The 17,446-nt window shown below is 68.4% G+C and carries 25 protein-coding genes and 1 pseudogene; 15 read left to right on the plus strand and 11 right to left on the minus strand.

Annotation, left to right across the window (positions count from 1 at the left end):
• Positions 1–99: 99 nt before the first annotated feature.
• On the plus strand, positions 100–1,377 hold the full coding sequence (locus tag MDN94_RS11900; protein ID WP_482725780.1) for a thymidine phosphorylase: 1,278 nt from the start codon (positions 100–102) through the stop codon (positions 1,375–1,377).
• Between the two features lie 156 nt (positions 1,378–1,533).
• A complete protein-coding gene (locus MDN94_RS11905; RefSeq protein WP_482725781.1) occupies positions 1,534–1,815 on the plus strand; it encodes an STAS domain-containing protein in 282 nt (93 codons plus the stop codon).
• Between the two features lie 22 nt (positions 1,816–1,837).
• On the opposite strand, the gene MDN94_RS11910 is transcribed toward MDN94_RS11905, so the two are convergent.
• Together MDN94_RS11910 and MDN94_RS11915 are read right to left on the minus strand one after the other, a co-directional pair.
• Positions 1,838–2,857, minus strand: coding sequence for a sigma-70 family RNA polymerase sigma factor (locus tag MDN94_RS11910; protein WP_482725782.1), 1,020 nt, complete (start codon positions 2,855–2,857; stop codon positions 1,838–1,840).
• Positions 2,858–2,961: 104 nt separating this feature from the next.
• Positions 2,962–4,233, minus strand: a complete 1,272-nt coding sequence (locus MDN94_RS11915) for an MFS transporter (protein WP_482725783.1) — start codon at positions 4,231–4,233, stop codon at positions 2,962–2,964.
• Positions 4,234–4,295: 62 nt separating this feature from the next.
• Here MDN94_RS11915 and MDN94_RS11920 point away from each other — a divergent pair, with 62 nt between their 5' ends.
• Positions 4,296–5,249 carry a LysR family transcriptional regulator gene (locus MDN94_RS11920; protein WP_482725784.1) on the plus strand — a complete coding sequence of 318 codons (954 nt, stop codon included), beginning with the start codon at positions 4,296–4,298 and terminating at the stop codon, positions 5,247–5,249.
• Between the two features lie 51 nt (positions 5,250–5,300).
• On the opposite strand, the pseudogene MDN94_RS11925 reads toward MDN94_RS11920, so the two are convergent.
• A pseudogene (locus tag MDN94_RS11925) lies at positions 5,301–5,525 on the minus strand (aldo/keto reductase); the annotation flags it as partial.
• 107 nt (positions 5,526–5,632) lie between these two features.
• Positions 5,633–6,499 carry an alpha/beta hydrolase gene (locus MDN94_RS11930; RefSeq protein WP_482725785.1) on the minus strand — a complete coding sequence of 289 codons (867 nt, stop codon included), beginning with the start codon at positions 6,497–6,499 and terminating at the stop codon, positions 5,633–5,635.
• Positions 6,500–6,614: 115 nt separating this feature from the next.
• On the opposite strand from MDN94_RS11930, the gene MDN94_RS11935 reads away from it, so the two are divergent.
• The 12 genes from MDN94_RS11935 to MDN94_RS11990 all read left to right on the plus strand — a co-directional run bounded on the left by MDN94_RS11935 (position 6,615) and on the right by MDN94_RS11990 (position 13,679).
• Positions 6,615–7,712, plus strand: a complete 1,098-nt coding sequence (locus MDN94_RS11935; protein ID WP_482725786.1) for an adenosine deaminase — start codon at positions 6,615–6,617, stop codon at positions 7,710–7,712.
• Positions 7,631–9,316: a recombinase family protein gene (locus MDN94_RS11940; RefSeq protein ID WP_482725787.1), complete on the plus strand. Its 1,686-nt coding sequence runs from the start codon at positions 7,631–7,633 to the stop codon at positions 9,314–9,316. Before MDN94_RS11935 ends, MDN94_RS11940 begins: the two co-directional genes overlap by 82 nt.
• Before the next feature lie 214 nt (positions 9,317–9,530).
• The gene (locus tag MDN94_RS11945) at positions 9,531–9,836 is read left to right on the plus strand and encodes a hypothetical protein (RefSeq protein WP_482725788.1); all 306 of its coding nucleotides are present in this window, start codon (positions 9,531–9,533) and stop codon (positions 9,834–9,836) included.
• 68 nt (positions 9,837–9,904) lie between these two features.
• Entirely contained in the window at positions 9,905–10,381 is a 477-nt protein-coding gene (locus tag MDN94_RS11950; protein WP_482725789.1) for a hypothetical protein, read from the plus strand.
• Positions 10,374–10,544 (plus strand): hypothetical protein, encoded by a 171-nt coding sequence (locus MDN94_RS11955; RefSeq protein WP_482725790.1) that lies wholly within the window; start codon positions 10,374–10,376, stop codon positions 10,542–10,544. The genes MDN94_RS11950 and MDN94_RS11955 overlap by 8 nt, the downstream gene beginning before the upstream one ends.
• Positions 10,545–10,683: 139 nt before the next feature.
• The gene (locus tag MDN94_RS11960; RefSeq protein ID WP_482725791.1) at positions 10,684–10,920 is read left to right on the plus strand and encodes a hypothetical protein; all 237 of its coding nucleotides are present in this window, start codon (positions 10,684–10,686) and stop codon (positions 10,918–10,920) included.
• Positions 10,920–11,231, plus strand: a complete 312-nt coding sequence (locus MDN94_RS11965) for a hypothetical protein (protein ID WP_482725792.1) — start codon at positions 10,920–10,922, stop codon at positions 11,229–11,231. Before MDN94_RS11960 ends, MDN94_RS11965 begins: the two co-directional genes overlap by 1 nt.
• The gene (locus MDN94_RS11970) at positions 11,228–11,524 is read left to right on the plus strand and encodes a hypothetical protein (RefSeq protein WP_482725793.1); all 297 of its coding nucleotides are present in this window, start codon (positions 11,228–11,230) and stop codon (positions 11,522–11,524) included. Before MDN94_RS11965 ends, MDN94_RS11970 begins: the two co-directional genes overlap by 4 nt.
• Positions 11,517–11,816, plus strand: a complete 300-nt coding sequence (locus tag MDN94_RS11975; protein WP_482725794.1) for a hypothetical protein — start codon at positions 11,517–11,519, stop codon at positions 11,814–11,816. The genes MDN94_RS11970 and MDN94_RS11975 overlap by 8 nt, the downstream gene beginning before the upstream one ends.
• A complete protein-coding gene (locus tag MDN94_RS11980; protein ID WP_482725795.1) occupies positions 11,813–12,130 on the plus strand; it encodes a hypothetical protein in 318 nt (105 codons plus the stop codon). Before MDN94_RS11975 ends, MDN94_RS11980 begins: the two co-directional genes overlap by 4 nt.
• A 620-nt stretch (positions 12,131–12,750) precedes the next feature.
• On the plus strand, positions 12,751–13,431 hold the full coding sequence (locus MDN94_RS11985) for a hypothetical protein (RefSeq protein ID WP_482725796.1): 681 nt from the start codon (positions 12,751–12,753) through the stop codon (positions 13,429–13,431).
• Positions 13,428–13,679, plus strand: coding sequence for a hypothetical protein (locus MDN94_RS11990; protein ID WP_482725797.1), 252 nt, complete (start codon positions 13,428–13,430; stop codon positions 13,677–13,679). Before MDN94_RS11985 ends, MDN94_RS11990 begins: the two co-directional genes overlap by 4 nt.
• 35 nt (positions 13,680–13,714) lie before the next feature.
• Here the strand turns inward: MDN94_RS11990 and MDN94_RS11995 are convergent, their stop codons facing one another.
• From MDN94_RS11995 to MDN94_RS12025, 7 genes are read right to left on the minus strand one after another with little or no spacing between them, the layout of a single operon-like run.
• Entirely contained in the window at positions 13,715–15,214 is a 1,500-nt protein-coding gene (locus MDN94_RS11995; RefSeq protein ID WP_482725798.1) for a hypothetical protein, read from the minus strand.
• The gene (locus MDN94_RS12000) at positions 15,211–15,396 is read right to left on the minus strand and encodes a hypothetical protein (protein ID WP_482725799.1); all 186 of its coding nucleotides are present in this window, start codon (positions 15,394–15,396) and stop codon (positions 15,211–15,213) included. The genes MDN94_RS11995 and MDN94_RS12000 overlap by 4 nt, the downstream gene beginning before the upstream one ends.
• A gap of 3 nt (positions 15,397–15,399) precedes the next feature.
• Complete coding sequence (locus MDN94_RS12005; protein WP_482725800.1) at positions 15,400–15,642, minus strand: hypothetical protein; 243 nt, start codon at positions 15,640–15,642, stop codon at positions 15,400–15,402.
• Positions 15,639–16,109: a hypothetical protein gene (locus MDN94_RS12010; protein ID WP_482725801.1), complete on the minus strand. Its 471-nt coding sequence runs from the start codon at positions 16,107–16,109 to the stop codon at positions 15,639–15,641. The genes MDN94_RS12005 and MDN94_RS12010 overlap by 4 nt, the downstream gene beginning before the upstream one ends.
• A 9-nt stretch (positions 16,110–16,118) precedes the next feature.
• A complete protein-coding gene (locus MDN94_RS12015) occupies positions 16,119–16,406 on the minus strand; it encodes a hypothetical protein (RefSeq protein ID WP_482725802.1) in 288 nt (95 codons plus the stop codon).
• A 9-nt stretch (positions 16,407–16,415) separates the two neighbouring features.
• Positions 16,416–16,928, minus strand: coding sequence for an HNH endonuclease signature motif containing protein (locus MDN94_RS12020; RefSeq protein WP_482725803.1), 513 nt, complete (start codon positions 16,926–16,928; stop codon positions 16,416–16,418).
• Positions 16,925–17,440 carry a hypothetical protein gene (locus MDN94_RS12025; protein ID WP_482725804.1) on the minus strand — a complete coding sequence of 172 codons (516 nt, stop codon included), beginning with the start codon at positions 17,438–17,440 and terminating at the stop codon, positions 16,925–16,927. Before MDN94_RS12025 ends, MDN94_RS12020 begins: the two co-directional genes overlap by 4 nt.
• Positions 17,441–17,446 lie beyond the last annotated feature (6 nt).

Here is a 17,446-nt window from a genome sequence, read left to right on the forward strand (position 1 = left end):
CCGGCCCGGCGCCCCGCGGCCCTTCCGCTTCGGTGGAGGGGCCGTTCCCTTACCCTCTCTCTATGCGCGTAGAGCGCGAGACCAACCTGGAGGAATGCCATGGACGTCATCTCCGTCATCCGCACCAAGCGGGACCGCGGCGAACTGAGCCCCCAGCAGATCGACTGGGTGATCGACGCCTACACCCGCGGCGAGGTCGCGGACGAGCAGATGTCGGCCCTGGCCATGGCCATCCTCCTGAACGGCATGAACCGCACCGAGATCGCGCGGTGGACCGCCGCGATGATCGCCTCCGGCGAGCGGATGAACTTCGACACGCTCTCCCGCCCGACCGCCGACAAGCACTCCACCGGCGGCGTCGGCGACAAGATCACGCTGCCGCTCGCCCCGCTGGTCGCCGCCTGCGGCGCGGCCGTCCCGCAGCTGAGCGGCCGCGGCCTCGGCCACACCGGCGGCACGCTCGACAAGCTGGAGTCGATCCCCGGCTGGCGCGCGCTGCTCTCCAACGAGGAGATGCTGAACGTCCTCGACACCACCGGCGCGGTCATCTGTGCGGCCGGTGACGGCCTCGCCCCCGCCGACAAGAAGCTCTACGCGCTGCGCGACGTCACCGGAACCGTCGAGGCGATCCCGCTGATCGCGTCCTCGATCATGTCGAAGAAGATCGCGGAGGGCACCGGTTCGCTGGTCCTCGACGTGAAGGTCGGCAGCGGCGCGTTCATGAAGAACATCGACGACGCCCGCGAACTGGCCTCCACCATGGTCGCGCTGGGCACCGACAGCGGGGTGAAGACCGTTGCCCTGCTGACCGACATGTCCACCCCGCTCGGCCTGACGGCCGGCAACGCCCTCGAGGTCCGCGAGTCCGTCGAGGTCCTCGCCGGCGGCGGTCCCGCCGATGTCGTGGAGCTGACCCTCGCGCTCGCCCGCGAGATGCTCGACGCCGCAGGGATCAAGGACGCCGACCCGGCGAAGGCCCTGGCCGACGGCTCCGCGATGGACGTCTGGCGCCGCATGATCGCCGCCCAGGGCGGCGACCCGGACGCCGTGCTGCCCGTGGCCCGCGAGCAGCACGTCGTCACGGCGTCGGCCTCCGGCGTGCTGACCCGCCTCGACGCCTACGACATCGGCATCGCCGCCTGGCGTCTCGGCGCCGGCCGCGCCCGCAAGGAGGACCCGGTCCAGGCCGGCGCGGGCGTCGAGATCCACGCCAAGCCGGGCGACACGGTGACCGCGGGCCAGCCGCTGCTGACCCTCCACACGGACACCCCGGAGAAGTTCGACTACGCGCTGGAGTCCCTGGGCGCGTCTTACGACATCGCGGAGCCGGGTACGGCCTTCACGGCGAACCCGATCGTGCTGGACCGCATCGCCTGACCCGTGCGGAAGGGTGCGTGACCTGGGGCGACGGCATCCCGCGACCGCAGGGGGAGGCCGGGGCCGGTGGAAGTCACCGGTCCCGTCCGGGCGCTGCGATGATTTCCCGTCGCGGCGGCGGTCTCTTCCGGTGTGGACGCCGAGAAGCAAGCTGTCATGCGCATCGCCGGGAGGATCGTCCCGGGCGATGTGCCGCGCCTCTGCGAGGAACTCCGGCGCCTGCTCCGTGACGACGGAGCAGGCGCCGGACCTCCCCGTGAGGTGTTCTGCGACGTCACCGGGCTGGCCCAGGTGAATCTCGCCGCTGTCGACGCCCTCGCCCGACTGCACCTCACGGCGCGGCGGCACGGGAGCCGGCTCCGGCTCATGAACGCCGGACCCGAACTGCTCGCCCTGCTGGACATGGTGGGCCTGCCGGAACTGGCCGACGCCGCCTAGGCCTGTCCGGGCGGACAGGACCTCAAGCGGATTCCGCCTCCTCGGCCTCGACCGGCGCGCCCGTCTTGTCCAGTCGCGCCGGCAGGTCGAACAGCGGGAACCAGCGCTTGGTGTCCAGGAAGAAGTCCATCCCGCCGATCTTGCCGTCCGACAGCTCGAGGACGATGAGCGCCCACGGCTCGTACCCCTCGCCGTCCGCCGACGGGTGGTAGTGGGCGAACGCCGGGACGCCGTTCGCCACGGTCGGCACCAGGCGGGAGCCACGGCAGACGTCGCCGACGCCGAGCATCCAGCCCACGATGTCGTCGTGGCCGCGCAGCCACAGGTCGTAAGGGGGCATGGACATCGTGGCGTCCTCATGGAGCAGCGCCGTCAGCGCCTTCATGTCGTAGCCCTCGAAGGCGGCGACATAGCGCTCCAGCAGATGCTGCTGCTCCTCGTCGAGCGGGTCCGCCGCGTCCGACGCGGTCGGGCCCTGCTCCTTGAGCGTGGCGCGGGCCCGCTGGAGCGCGCTGTTGACCGAGGCGACCGTCGTGCCGAGGAGCTCGGCGACCTCGCTCGCCTTCCAGGCCAGCACCTCCCGCAGGATCAGCACCGCCCGCTGTTTGGGCGGCAGATGCTGGAGTGCCGCGACGAACGCCAGCCTGATCGTCTCCCGCTCCACGGCCGTCTCCGCCGGGTCCGCCACGGAGGGCAGCACCCGCCCGTCGGGCACCGGCTCGAGCCAGGTGATCTCGGGGCGGGCGTTGAGCTGGGCCTGTGCGACCGGTGTGGGACCGGACAGGTCCATCGGGCGGGCGCGGCGATTACCGGCGTTCAGCATGTCCAGGCACACATTCGTCGCGATGCGGTACAGCCATGAGCGCAGGGAGGAGCGGCCCTCGAACTTCTCGAAACTGCGCCACGCCCGGACCATCGTGTCCTGGACGGCGTCCTCCGCCTCGAAGGACGAGCCGAGCATCCGGTAGCAGTAGCCGGTCAGCTCTCTTCGGTGCTGCTCCAGCCGCGAATCCAGGTCCTGCGTCGCTGCCAGGTCACTCATCGGGTCCACCCCTGTCACCCATCGGTACCACCGCTTCGAAAGCTACCGCAGGCCACCGACACTCACCGCCGGACGGAGAGGTCAGGGGTGGAACCAGGAGTGTTTCAGTGGCGCGCGCCCGCCGGCACGAGCCGTGCCCGGGCCCGCGCCGCGTGCGTCCCGTAGAGCGTGATCGACACGACGCCGAGGACCGCCAGCAGTCCCAGCAGCACCGTGCCGCCCCAGCCGCCGGTGTGGAAGGCGACCGCGCCGAGCGTGCCGCCCGCGCTGCTGCCCAGGTAGTACGCCGACTGGTAGAGCGCGGACGCCTGGGCGCGGCCCGTCTTCGCCGTACGGCTCACGGAGGACGAGGCCACCGCGTGACCGGCGAAGAATCCGGCGGTGATCAGGACGAGGCCGAGGAGCACCGGGGCCAGTGTGTCCGAGAGGGACAGCAGCAGACCCGCGGCGGTCGTGGCGACCGCGAGGTACAGCGCGCCCCGGCGCCCGAGACGGGCGACGAGCTGCCCGGCCGCGGCCGAGGAGACCGTACCCACCAGGTAGACCAGGAAGATCGAGCCGATCACGCCCTGCGGGAGGCCGAAGGGTTCCGCGACCAGCCGGTAGCCGATCACCGTGTACACGGCGCCGAAGACGGTCATGAACAGCGCGCCGATCGCGTACAGACGAAGCAGCAGCGGATCGGCGAGGTGACCGCGGACGGTCCTCGCCAGGGTGCGGGGGTCGAGCGTTCCGGGCGTGAAGTGCCGGGCCTTCGGCAGCAGCGCACGGAAGACCAGGGCGCAGGCCAGTGCCATCACGCCGACCGCGGCGAGCGCGACGCGCCAGCCGAAGGCCTGTGCCACCCAGCCCGTGAGGATCCGGCCGCTCATGCCGCCGATGCTGTTTCCCGCCACGAACAGTCCGATCGCGCCGACCAGCGCCTTCGGCCGGACCTGTTCTGCGAGGAACGCCATCGCCGACGCGGGCAGACCGGCGAGCGCCGCGCCCTGCACGGCGCGCAGCGCCACCAGCCACTCGAGGTTCGGCGCGAACGGCACCAGCAGCCCCACCACGACCGCGACCGCGAGGGACGCGTTCATCACGGCGGTCCGCCCGAAGCGCTCCGACAGCGCGCTCATCGGCAGGACGCACAGGGCCAGCGCGCCGGTCGCGGCGGACACGGTCCAGCTGGCGGCCGACGCGGTGACGCCGAAGTCGGCGGAGACGGCGGGCAGTAGCGCCTGCGTGGAGTAGAGGAGGGCGAAGGTCGCCATCCCGGCAGCGAAGAGCGCGAAGCTCATGCGGCGGTAGCCGGCCACGCCGGGGGAGAGGAGATCGGGGGACGACGGGGCGGCGCCCACGGTGGTGGGCGCCTTGGTACTGGCAGGAGGCATATGTCGAAGGTAGGCTCCGGTTTTTCATGCGTCCAATGCATGAAACGGCGATAATCGTTCCCATGGTGCATGAACGCAGCTCAGGGCCCCGCCTGTCACCCAGTAGTTACGAAGAAGACATCACGCTGGATCTTGCTCCCCGCCTCGCGTACTTCGCGGGCGTCGCCCGGCACGAGCATGTGACGCGCGCCGCGCAGGACATGGGCGTCCCCCAGTCGACGCTGTCGCGGGCGATGGTCCGCCTCGAAGCGGACCTGGGCGTCACCCTGTTCGCCCGCAAAGGCCGCACGGTCTCACTCACCCCGGCCGGCCGGACGTTCCTCGTCTCCGTCGAGCGGGCGCTGGCCGAGGTGGAACGGGCCGCGGAGTCCGTCCGCGCCGACACCGACCCACGGTCGGGCAAGGTCGCCTTCGGCTTCCTGCACACCATGGGGTCCGAGACGGTGCCCGGACTGATCCGGGCCTTCCGCGCGGACCACCCGCGCATCCGCTTCACCCTCGTCCAGAACTACGGCGAGGCGATGATCGAACGGCTCCGGGCGGGAGAGCTGGACCTGTGTCTCACCTCGCCCGTCCCCGACGCCCCCGACCTCGTCGCCCGCCGCCTCGACGAACAGCGCCTGCGGCTCGTGGTTCCGGACGACCACCGGCTGGCCGGCCGCAAACGCGTCAGGCTCGTGGAGGCGGCCGAGGAGAGCTTCGTGACCCTCGAACCCGGTTACGGGTTGCGGCGCATCACCGACGACCTGTGCGCCGAGGCCGGGTTCACACCGCGCGTCGCCTTCGAGGGCGAGGAGGCGGAGACACTGCGCGGGCTGGTGGCGGCCGGTCTTGGCGTGGCCCTCCTGCCGCCGCCGGCCGTCGCCCGCCCGGGCGTCGTGGAGCTGACGGTGACGGCGCCCAGGGCGGCCCGAGAGATCGGCGTCGCCTGGCTCGACGGTCACCCGGAGACACCGCCGGTGGCGGAGTTCAAGCGTTTCCTGCTGTCCCGGCGCGGCCGGCTGCTGCCGCAGTAGCCGCTCCCGACAGCCCCGGGACGTGAACGGCTTCGACGGGGAGGCGGGACGTCAGTGAGCCGCGTCCAACCTGGCGCGCTGGTCCTCCGTCAGGTCCAGGTCCACGGCCGCCAGGTTCTCCTCGAGTTGGGCCACGGAGGACGCCCCCGCAAGCGGGATCACCGGCAGCGGGCCGCCGATCTGCCAGGCGAGGACCCCCTGGTTCACGCTCGCGCCGGTCTCCTTCGCGACCTCGCGCAGCACCGTCCCGGCACGCTGACCTTGCGCCCGGTGCTCCGGTCGGTGCCGATGGTGCGGTACTTCATGGTGGCTCCCTCCCCTTCAGGCCCGAAGTCGCCGGGCTCGCAGGGGAGTCTGGGTTTTGGAGCTTCAAGTCGAGCCGGTCAGGCCCGCAGGGACCGCCCGAAACCCGCCGCCAGCGGCATCCGCAGCCCGAGCGGCGGCGGCGCCGCGAGGGCGTCGGCGACCGGGCGGGCGTAGGACCTCGTGAAAAGGGAGCCGCGGACGAAGTCCACGGCCAGCGCATGCACTTCTGCCTGGTACTGGCGCAGCGCGTGCCCGTCGGAGTGGACCTCGAAGCGGCAGATGTCGCGGTGGGACTTCTTGGCGCGCTCGGCGAGCCGGTAGGAGAGCTCCGGGTCCGTCCGCGCGTCGTTGGTGCCGTGCACGATCAGCACCTGGCGGCCGGCGAGCTGCCGCACCGGCTCCGGGTCCGCCGCCATGTCGTCGTCCGGCAGCCAAGGAGCCAGCGCCAGCACGGAGTTGACCGCGGGGTGCCCGGCCGCGTGCAGTGCCGCCCGCCCTCCCATGCCATGGCCCGCCAGGCACACGGGCACGTCCCCGTAGCGGCGTACGACCTCCTCCACCGCCCAGGTCGCGTCCGCGGCGAGCCGGGCGTCCGCCCCGTTCCAGCCGCGCCCGCGGTAGCGGACGCTGTGCACGACCAGCCCGTCGTCGCGTCCCGCCCTCGCGAGCGTCCGGCCGAGCGGCAGCACGGCGGCGTACGACCACGCGGACGCCCTGCGTGCCGACTCCGGTTCGCCGTCCGGCAGCAGCAGCACCGCCCCGGCCACCGCCGGGTCCGTCCCGTCGTTCCGGACGCCGGAACGGCGTGGCAGGTTGCCGAGCCTCGCCCGCGGTGTCCGGTCCCCTCGTTCCGCCCGTACGACGGTCGTCCCACCGAGGGCGTTCGCCGCTGCGGCCTCAGCGGCCGGACGCCCCCACCACCGGGGCAGTGCGTGGTGTGCCATGGCAGAACAGTCTCAGAAGGCGAGGTGTACTCCACCCGTACGCACGGTCACTGTTACGTATCGACAGGCGATCCGAGGGGGCGCGCTCTACGCGCGTAGGGGCTAGAGTGCGCAGATGACGAGCCAGACCCTCAATTCGCCCACCGCGGACCAGATCCGCCGCGCCCCGAAGGTGCTGCTCCACGACCACCTGGACGGCGGTCTGCGGCCGGGCACGATCATCGAACTCGCCCGCGACGCCGGGTACGACGCCCTTCCGGAGACCGAACCCGACAAGCTCGGCATCTGGTTCCGCGAGGCCGCGGACTCGGGATCGCTGGAACGCTACCTGGAGACCTTCGCGCACACCTGTGCCGTGATGCAGTCCCGCGACGCACTGTTCCGCGTGGCCGCGGAGTGCGCACAGGACCTGGCGGAGGACGGTGTCGTCTACGCCGAGATCCGCTACGCCCCCGAGCAGCACCTCGAGGGCGGCCTCAGTCTCGAGGAGGTCGTCGAGGCGGTCAACGAGGGCTTCCGTGAAGGGGAGCGGCTGGCCCGCGAGAGCGGTCACCGGATCCGGGTCGGCGCGCTGCTCACCGCGATGCGGCACGCCGCCCGCGCGCTGGAGATCGCGGAACTCGCCAACCGCTACCGCGACAACGGCGTCGTCGGGTTCGACATCGCCGGCGCGGAGGCGGGCTTCCCGCCCACCCGCCACCTCGACGCCTTCGAGTACCTGAAGCGCGAGAACAACCACTTCACCATCCACGCCGGTGAGGCGTTCGGGCTGCCCTCGATCTGGCAGGCGCTCCAGTGGTGCGGGGCCGACCGGCTCGGGCACGGCGTGCGGATCATCGACGACATCGAGGTGGCGGACGACGGCTCGGTGAAGCTGGGCCGGCTCGCCTCGTACGTACGGGACAAGCGCATCCCGCTGGAGATGTGCCCCACCTCCAACCTGCAGACGGGCGCCGCCGACTCCATCGCCGCCCACCCCATCGGGCTGCTGCGGAAGCTGCACTTCAGGACCACGGTCAATACGGACTACACGTCAGACAGTGCACCCGTACGGCCGATGCGAGCACCGCCGGGAGCACCGCAGCATGGAGGTCAGCCGCTTGTCCGTCGCGCTGGCCGCCTAGGAGACCGATGCACCAGACCATGGGCGGACTGCCCTACACCCTCGCCTCAGGGAAGGTCGTCCGCACCGCCATCGTCTACATCCGCGTAAGCACCGCACGCGAGGACATGAAAAGCCCAGAGCAGCAACTCGCGGTCTGCGAGTTCTACCTGGCCAGCAAGAACATCAGGCGCGTCGGGGAACCCGAGTATGACCTTGACCTTTCTGGCGCCGAATTCGCCAAGCGAAAAATTGCCGACATCATCGAGCGCGTCCGGAACAAGGAAGCCGACGCGATCGTGGTCTGGGAATACAGCCGCTTCGGCCGCACACTGGTCGGCTCGCTCTACCACATCAAGCAACTCGAAGCCGCTGGCGGCGAACTCCTCTCCGCCACCCAGGACATCGACGCCACCACACCGGCCGGCCGCTACATGCGAGACCAGTTCCTTCGCCTTGCGGAGTACCAGCTCGACCAGATCACCGACGGCTGGAAGACCACGCATAAGCGCCGCATCAAGGACGGCCTTCCGCACAGCGGGCAAGAGCGATTCGCCTACCGGCGTTGCCCGGCGTGCTACCGGCCGGAGGACACCGTACGTCGCTGGGCATGCCGAAAGAAGTGCGGCGGCCTTCTCGTTCCCGACTACCTCGCCGAGGGCGAGGAAGCGCGAACCCTGCGGAGCGATCAGCTTGCTCGGGGATACGACATGTTCGCCAACGGTGCCTCTATGTACCAAGTGCAGAAAGACGCCTGGGAGAAGGGCGTCGTGTCGCTACGGGGAAACAGGATGGATGAGTCCGCCTGGCGGGCCGTAATGGACAGCGGCTTCGCGGCCGGCCTGCTGCGGGGCCGCAGCGACAAATCCAAGCGCGTCTCCAATACCCGCCCCGACACGTACGACATCTGGGGGGACGGAGCCCATGACGCACTCATTTCGCAAGAGCTGTGGGACACGTACGTCGAGCGCCGTATCCGGCAGGCGAAAGAGCACACGCGTCAGAGCACTCCGAAATTCGGGCTGTCTGGCCTGATCCGCTGCGGGGATCTGAAGCCGGACGGCAAACCGTGCCTGCACGCCATGAAAATCATCGGGCAGACCCGAAAGGGCAAGGAAACCGTCCGGTACTACACGTGCACGCGGGACGAGCTTCACGAGCGAGGCAAGTTCCTCAGCATGGGAATGCACCGCATCGAAGAGGTTGTGCTGGATTGGCTCATCACCATGTCCAAGGGTGGTGAGCACCTCGCGCAAATCAGCATGGAGCGGGCGGCCAAGGCGCAGAAGGCTCTCTCCGAGATCCCTGAACTGAAGAAGGCCCTAGAGGCTCTTGAGCGGCGGAGGGCTCGCATTAACGAGGGCTGGGAAGCGGGGCTCACGGATCTCGATGAAGCGAAGCAAAAGATGGAGATGGTGAAAGTCGAGATCTCTGAGACGAAGGCGAAGCTGCGTCGGATGGAGGCGGAGGCAGCGACGAACAGCATTCCTGAGAAGGAAGTATTTCAGGGGCTTCTCGCGGTGTGGAAGCGCGCCACGGCCACAGAGAAGCGGCGGGCGCTCTCCAAAGTGATCGATCATGTGCGCATCACGCCGCCGAAGGAATCGTGCACCCAGGGCAGTGATGCCAGGGTCGTCCCGCTGTGGGCCGACGACTCAGAGCGAGTCCTCAAGCAGCCCTTCCGGCGGAAAGACGCTCTCGCTGCTAGTGCGTGACGCGGCCTGATCGTCCATCCAGATGCGGTGGGCGATCTCTCCGATCACATCCCAGAAGTTGGCCCAGCACTTCTCTTCGGTGCGCTGGGCGGAAGAGCCCGGGGAACGGTCATGCGTCAACATGGTGTTGACTTTCCCCGGGTCTTTTTCTGTTCTCTAGCGCCCATACGGGTGGAGCATTTACTTTACGAAATGAGCCATCTGGGAGGTGGGCGTGTTGCATGGCCGATTCACACGTACGGCGGGAGCCCTGTTCGGCCCCGTAGCGCTCGCTGCGCTGCTGCTGACGGGATGCGAGGACGCGACCCAAAGGGACAGGGCGAGCTACGAGGCCGGGTACGAGGCCATCCTGTTCGGGATGCCCAGCAGCGACGAGGACCGGTCGACCGTCGAGGAGCGGTGCCGCGAGCTGTGGAGGGAGTTCCCCTCCGACGAGATCGTCGACCTGAACCAGGATGACTGGGTGGCCGGCTGCGCCGACTACGCCGAAGGGAAAAGCTCCCGATTCGCGAATAAGTAGCCGCGTGCTCGGGTCGGGCCCTCGCCTCCTTTGGGGGCGGGGGCCTTGTCAGTAGGAGCGCCTACCGTATGGCGCAGAAGATGGAGAGGAACGGCATGCCTGAGATCGTCGTCAACATGACCGCCGTCGATTACATGTACATGTGCGAGAACGGTGGGGAGTGGGACGAGACCTTCGGCCAGCAGACGGACGAGGAGCTGGCCGACCGCTTCCAGAACGAGACGAACCCCGGGCAACTCCCCGGCCGGCACTGGAAGCACTACGACGCGATCGGCCGCGACCGGACGAAGGTGATGTTCGCGCGGTCGTTCTTGGCCGCCACGAACACCCCCTACGAGGTCATCTACGACGCTTACACCTCGGGTAACGGTGAGGAGTTCGGCTGGGTCATCCTCAGCGACTACGACAACTACAACGACCCGGTCGTGGCGGAGGACAGGTGCAGGGGCCAGCAGTTCCATGCCCAGGGGTCGGAGGACGAGCTATTGCAGGCGTACCTCGCTCCGAGCGCGGTGAAAGAAGACAAGGAGGCGTCCGGTGAGTGATCGAGTGAAGCGCGAACTTGCGGAAGCGCTGGCACGTGGTGAGGTCGGTGCCGTTTTCATGCATCGCGATACGGACGTACCGGCCGAGGTTGCTGCCGCAGTAGTCGAGCAAGGCCTGCCGGTGTACCTGGCTGGCGAGGAGGACGACGGTAGCGGTGGGTAGGCACATCGTACGGCGGAGGCCCGAGGGCCGGTGGCAGTGCACCGGTTGTCGGGCCGCTTTCGTTTCCAAAGAGAATGCGGGCCATGCGAAGTTCCCGTGCCCGGGGGTGCCGCTACCTCATGGGTTCAAGCGGGAGCACGTGGTGCACCCGACGTGGGCGAGGCAGACGTGCGCGGACGTCGAGTGCGACCTGCCGCGCTGCGACGGAGTGCACGGCCCGGACGCGTACTGCGACGACCTGATGTGCCCGTGCATGACGCACACCTGCGACTGCGACGTGGACAACGGGACCATTTCTGCCCCGGGGCTGAACGTGCTCCGGGACAATCATGAGGGCGGCGAGGAGAAGCTCAGCCGTCGGGACAAGGTGGAGTGATGGGCAAGATCGAGTGGGGGCCGGCGCCGGCCCGTGACCGGAAAATCGGGTCGGCCGGGAAGCTCCAGATGTTTCTGCTGGCACCGGGCGACAAGCTGGGCGACCAGCCTGGAGACTTCAGGCTGCACCTCTACTTCCGCGTCGGGTCAATCCCCATGGGCGGGGACGGCGTACGGGTGGCATCCGAGCAGGACGGCATGGACCTGGCGGAGGAACTCCTGCGGGATTTCTACCGCGACCTGAAGAAGCACATGGAGCCGGCCAAGCCGAGGAAGACGGCGGCCGGCGTGAGGAAGGGTGAGAAGGCGTGAGTGGCAGCTTCTATGTGGTCTCCAAGCTGAGGCACGAGAGTGACACCGGTGACTTGTGGATCACCGAGGAGGTCAAGGTGTCCTCGAAGATCGAAGACGCGGTGAACCGGATCGGTTCGTGGAAGGGAGACCTCTTCGCGGTCTGGTCGCTTCCGAGCCGGCCGAACCCGGCGGAGGCTGCGGACTACATGCAGCGCTTCGAACCGGATTCGGTGTGGGTCATCGCGGGGGAGTGGCCGTTCGAGCTGGACGGCCGGTACCTGAAGCAGGTACGGAGCCCCGGCCGTGGCTGACGAGGCGGGGCGGGATGCGGAGGGGCGGGTCCTTCAGCAGGGTGAAGCGCTCGCGGGCTGGGTCGGCGGGCTCCTGACGCAACTGGAGCACCTGGAGGCCCTGTTTGGGGCAGGCACGGCCGTCGATGCGGCTGCGCTGGACCCGACGGATGGGGCGCTGGAGGAGCACACGCGCGCGCTGCGCGAGGAGTCGCTGAAGTCGTTGGCGTACCTGCGGCAAGCGGCAGGTGAAGTGCACGTTCACCTGGAGAACAAGGTCGGCAACGTACATCAGATTCTGGGGAAGGTATGAGCAACGAGCCGGCCGAAAGGCACGTGGAGGACGGCGGACGCAGCAGCAATCCGTTCGCTGAGCTGGAGGGGCTCTTCGCTCGGGTTGACCCTGAGAGGTTCAGCCAGAGTTTCCAGCAGGTGGTCTGTGTGATCTGTGGCGCGGCTTCGGGTTGGGCGGATGTGTGGGCTCCGGGAGGTAACGGGGCGAGTGCCTTGATGGCCTTCAAGATGGGACACCGGAAGGCGACCCAGGGCGCCGGTACCTTCGGCCCGGTGGGCCACAACAGGTGGCACGAGTACAGCATCGAGCGCCAGCTCAACAACCGCGCATAGTTCGTTAGATCTGTAGCAGGGCCCTCGTTCCTTCGGGAGCGGGGGCCCTTTGGCATGTCTGGAGGAGGGTTCGGTGGAGTTTTTACTGTGGCTGTTCGAGACGCCGCTGCGGGGGGCCGGAGCGGGGGCGGGCTTCGCGGGGGGCGGTCTGGGGTTGGTGTGGGTCATGTGCTGGGAGCCTCGGGGTGGGCGGCAATCGCGTCCGCGAGGTCGGCACGGGCGGCGGTGACGGAGTGGTGGTGCTCGGTGACGGGGATCGCTATGGTTCGGATCTGACTGTTGCGGTCGCAGGTGCGATTGCGCGGTGTCGACTTGCTGGTGGCGGGAGGTCGGTTATGGAGCGGTGGGTACCGCCGGAGAGTGTGCTGGTCCAGTTGCCGTGCCCGTGGGCGGAGCTGTCCGACGAGGAACGTGCCTTCGTTCGAGAGCTGGTCGCATCCCCTGGAGTGGGTCGGCGGCTGGTGGAGGCGGCTGCTGCGATAGACCTGGCTGCGTGTGCGGCGCAGCAGTCGTGAGGCGTGGGTACAGCCCCCTGCCCTTCTGGGTGGGGGTTTTTTGCTGGGCTTTCCCGGCGGAGCCGTCGCGGGTGGTAGACAGCTTTGAGACGTGGAGGGAGATGGATGGACGAGCGGTTCGCCCGCGTGGCGGAGGCGGTACGCGAGGTAGAGAAAGGGCTCGGGGATCAGGAGCTGCTGAGTGCCGGCCAAGCGGCCAAAGCGATCATGAAGAGCTTCGGCCTGTCGGAGTCGACGGCGCGCAAGTACCTGTCGGACGCGATCGAGGTCGGCCACCTGAAGCAGGTTGGGCATACGCACCGGCGAGTCGACTTCCCTTGGCCGGAGGAGGTGGAGCAGGCGCCGGTGCGGTACCTCTCCGGCTCGGTCCAGCGCGGGGTCTTCAGACTGACCGGGGTGAAGATGCCTGGGCCCGTCTTCACGAGGATCACGTTGGTCTTCTCGCCTGACCGCCTGGAGGCCCTGATGAGTTCCCTGCGCGCTGCCGACGCGGCTGCCAAGGAGCAGCAGCAGGAGGAGCGGGAAGCGCAGGCTGCGCGGCACCGGGAGCGCACAGAAGCCGGCGAGGCGGTGTTCGTCGAGCGCTGGCCCCATCTGGCGGCGCTCCTGCGGCGCCTGTCGGCGGAGATTCGTGATGCGGGGCAGTCCGAGCCGGGCGTTCGGATGTGGGCGAAGGAACACCGGCGCGCGGGAGCCTTCGGGCATGTGGTGATCGAGGTCGAGGACGAGCAGTTCGCAGCGCTGGAGAAGGTGCTGCGTGAGGGCCTGGGAGAGGAGCAGGGATGAGTGAGTCGCGTGCTGTGGTGATCCGGCCGGAGGAGGAGGTGCAGAGGCAGCTCGCCGAGGCATGGGAGCGGTTGGAGGTCGCGTGCGAGGGTGAGATGCCGTCGGATCTCCGTGGGCTGTATGACGTCGACCGCAGGGCGTTCGCGCTCCTGATCGAGGCCATGGTGCAGCTTGGGGAGCCGGTGGACGAGGAGATGCAGCGGCTGGCGGGCGTGGTGCCGGTCGACCAGGCGCTCGGGCTGCCGTAGGGGCGTGCTTCCGCTCGTGGGGCCCGGCGAGGGGGTTACTCCCTTCGCGCGGGCTCCTCGACGATTTCGGCGTCCATGATTCCCATCTGGCCGAAGGCCTGCTCGGCTGACACTGTCCCGGCGGGGGAGAGGGCGGGGGGCCCCTCGCTCTTCGGGCCGAAGAGCCGGCTGATGATGCCGACCTCGGCGGACCCCTTGCTCTCCATCTTCATGGAGAAGGTGAAGCCGGCCTCCTCGATGTCGGCCTTGATCTTGACGTACTTGGCGAGGCGGTCCATCTCCGAGCTGAGGTTCGGGTCGGCGTAGCCGCCTTCTACCTCCTCTGACATGCGCATAGAGAAGACGCGCATGGCCTGCATGGTGATCATCGAGTCGAGCAGTGCGATGTACTGCTCCTTGGTCTTCACCTTGATCGGCATCTCGTAGACGCACGATTCCCCGGGCTGGTACTCGGGGCACTTTTTCGCGAGGAAGCACCCGTCGCACACCCTGACGTTCGGGTCGATGACGTTGATGCGGCGCTCGGTGCGTTCTTTTCGTTCCCCGGTGTCGGGGTCGTTGTACCTGTGGGTGAACTCCTCGGTTTCGATGCCTGGCAGGAGTTTCCTCACCCGTTCGGAGGGGGCGCGAGTTACCCCTTCGTTCCCGGAGTTTTCGGGCGTCACCGCAACTGCCCCCTGGGGGGTTTCCGCGTTTGCGGCGGTGCCTGTTTCGGGGGTGCCAGTTACTCCGTTTCCGTGGCGCTGGGAAATGTGGTCGATCTGCCGACGCCAGGACCACAGGGAGAGGCGGAGGTTCTCGCTGGCGTCGTCGGCGTCGATGAGGTCGGTGTCGAAGCCGGCGGACGCGATGAGGGTGCGGTGGCGCTTGCGGGCCTGTGCCTTGTAGCGGGCGGGGTACCGCTTGAGCTCGGTGCCGGCCCAGATGAACGTTTCGCCGTGCTGGGCGGCCGACAACCACGTGGTGGAGGAGACGGAGTACCAGTCGGCGGACAGCAGCAGTGGGGGGGATGAGAAGCCCATGCCGTGGAGGCGGATGCTGCGGCTGATGGAGCGCAGGAGGGGGATGATGTCCCGGTCTCCGCAGGTGCCCTGGCCGACGGCGATGTAGGGGTAGGTGTCGGCCATCCGCTGGAGGACGTCGATGCCCCATTCCTCGTGCCAGACGACGATGGACTTCTCGGGGTCGAGGTGCTGACGGCGAGCTTCGATCCAGTCGCGTCCCATGGTGAGGGCGTCGAACTCGGTGTAGGCCTGGATGCGGTCGATGTTCTGCTCTACGAAGGTGTCGTAGTGGTCGGCGGTGTCCTGGATTTCTTCCTTGGTGACTTCGACGCCGGGCCGGTTGAGGGTGTGGCAGCCGCTGTCGAGGAAGACGGACTGGTCGGGTGAGAAGTGGTCGCTGATGACCCACGGGCGCGCGAATTTGACGCGCCGGCGCAGGCCCATGTAGCTCATCCCGACGTGGGTGGCGTTCTCGTTGGCCAGGAGCGTTCGGTGGGACGGGATCTCCGCGCCGGCGAAGTAGAAGATCACGGTGTCTCCGGTCGTGCCGCGTCGTAGAAGGTCTGCCGGCGGAAGCTGCGGTTGTCCTCGGCGCAGACGGTGGCGATCTGGCTCGTGAGGTGGTCGATGACGTCAGCGGCCTCGGGGTGCTGCGCGTGTGCCTCACGGAGGATCTCGGCGAAGGCCCGGTAGTGCCGGCGGGACATGGCCATGGGTCAGTCCTGGGGCTCGTCGATGAAGTCCACAAGGGTGGCGCCGTCGTGGCCGTGGATCTTCTCGACGTGGAGCACGGAGTCGTAGAGGGCGGTGGTGGCGATCTCGGTGCGCCAGCGGAGGGCACAGGTGCCGTCGGGCCACTGGACGCCGTCGGCGACGTGTCCCTCGCCGGAGACGCCGGAGACGTCCTGGCGGCGTACGAGCTTGAAGCGGCGCGGGGCGAGGTGGGCGGGGATGATCACTGGGGCTCCTGGTGTCGGGGCGTGTTGAGCCGGAGGGCGGCGTGCCGTTCGATGGCCTCGGAGAGGTCGTCCCAGGGGCGTGGGGTGCCGGTGTAGTCGGGGCGCCACTGGGGTTGGGTGTAGGCGGCGTGCGTGATCAGCGCGGTGTTCCAGCCGTCATCCAGCTCGGCGGCGGCGCATGACGGGTCGGGTTCGAGGACGAGTCCGATGTGCCAACTCCGGATGCGGTTGAGGGCGTCGAGGCGGCCGGCCGGTCCGGGCAAGGTCTGGTGGAGGTAACCGATGTGGCCGGTGAGCTGCCGCTTGGCCAGCCATAGGGCGCACTGCTCTTCGGTCCAGGTGTGGGAGAGCAGGTAGAGGCGGGAGTTTTTGGCGAGGGCCTGGTAGAGGCTCCAGCCGGTGTCGTAGTGGCCCTCGCCGTCGGGGGTGCGAAGGATGCCTTCGATGACCATGACTGCGGCGAGCATGGAGCGGCCTTAGAGGTTGAGCTGGCCGGCGAGGGCCTGGTGGGCGGCGGCCTGCTGCATCTGCGAGGTGACGGCCATGAGCTGGTGGGCGGTGATGGCGGCCTGCTTGGAGGCCTCGATGTCGGAGACGACCTCGCTCGCGCCGAACTTCATCTCCAGCACCGTGGGCTGGTGGTCGACGACGAGGTTCTCCACCAGGCCAAGATCGGTGAGGGCCTCCCACTCGCCATCGGAGTGCTGGACGACGACGTAGGCGGTCCGTACGTACCGGGTGTTGTCGGGGGTCTCGATGGGCATGCGGGGCTCCTAGTCGATTTCGTAGTAGTACTTGCTGTAGTCGAATTCGCCGGGTTCGAGTTCGGCCTTTTCGGCACGCTTGGCCTGGCGCCGTTCCTTGTCGCGGGCGCGGATGCAAGTGATGCATTCGCGGCGGCCGGAGTGCCAACGGGTATTTTCTTCGGTGTACTCGTGGCCCTTGGGGCAGTGCGTTTTCCGGGCGTTGCGCGCGGAGAACGATTCTCCGCGTGCGACGTTTTCTGTGGCTGGCACGGGCTCCAGGTGGTCGGGGTTGCAGCAGGAGCGGATTCGGCACCGGTGATCAACGTGCCAGCCGGGGGGGACGGTCTTCTGGTTCGCGAGTTCCCAGGCGACGATGTGGGTGCCTTTTGTGCGGCCGTTCGGCATGCGGAATTTTCCGTAGCCGTAGTCGTCCTTGGCGCCCAGCCAGATGTGGCAGTCGTCGAACTCGGTGCCCTTGTCGACCTTGTCGAAGAACCGACGCGTCCAGTCCCGGTCGGCGGGCCGCCGGCGGGCGCTCATTCGTAGAGCCCGAGCTTGGCGCGTACCTTCTGCTCGTTGACGCTGCGGATGGGGCAGTAGTCGCAGAGGTAGCGCTGGCTGCTGGGGTTGTGCTTGTCCCACTTGGGCAGGCCTTCGGCCTTGCGCTCGGCGGCGGTGGGGGGTGCGAGGCGTTTCTTGTCCGAGTGGAAGTCCGAGCAGGTCTCGGGCCGGTGCCGGCTGCGCCAGCACTGCATGGCGTCCGCTTTGAGGGTGTCGACGGCCTGGTAGACCCAGGACTCCATCCCGGTGGCGCCCTCTTCCTGCCAGACCCGCTTGAGGATTTCGTCGCGGACTTCCGAGGAGGAATGCCAGCGGTCCTCGTCTACGCCCTGGATCGGGTAGAGCCGGCCGAAATGCCTTTCCCCGTTCGGGTACTGGTGCTTAGCGACGGCGTATTCGAGGACCGCGTCTCCGCGCGGATCTCCCTCATAGGAGGGGAGGACTTCGGTGGTGCGGCAGTCCTTGCAGAGAAGAAGGCGAATCGAGGTCATGCATGG

It is taken from the genome of Streptomyces sp. WAC00040 (assembly GCF_056835925.1).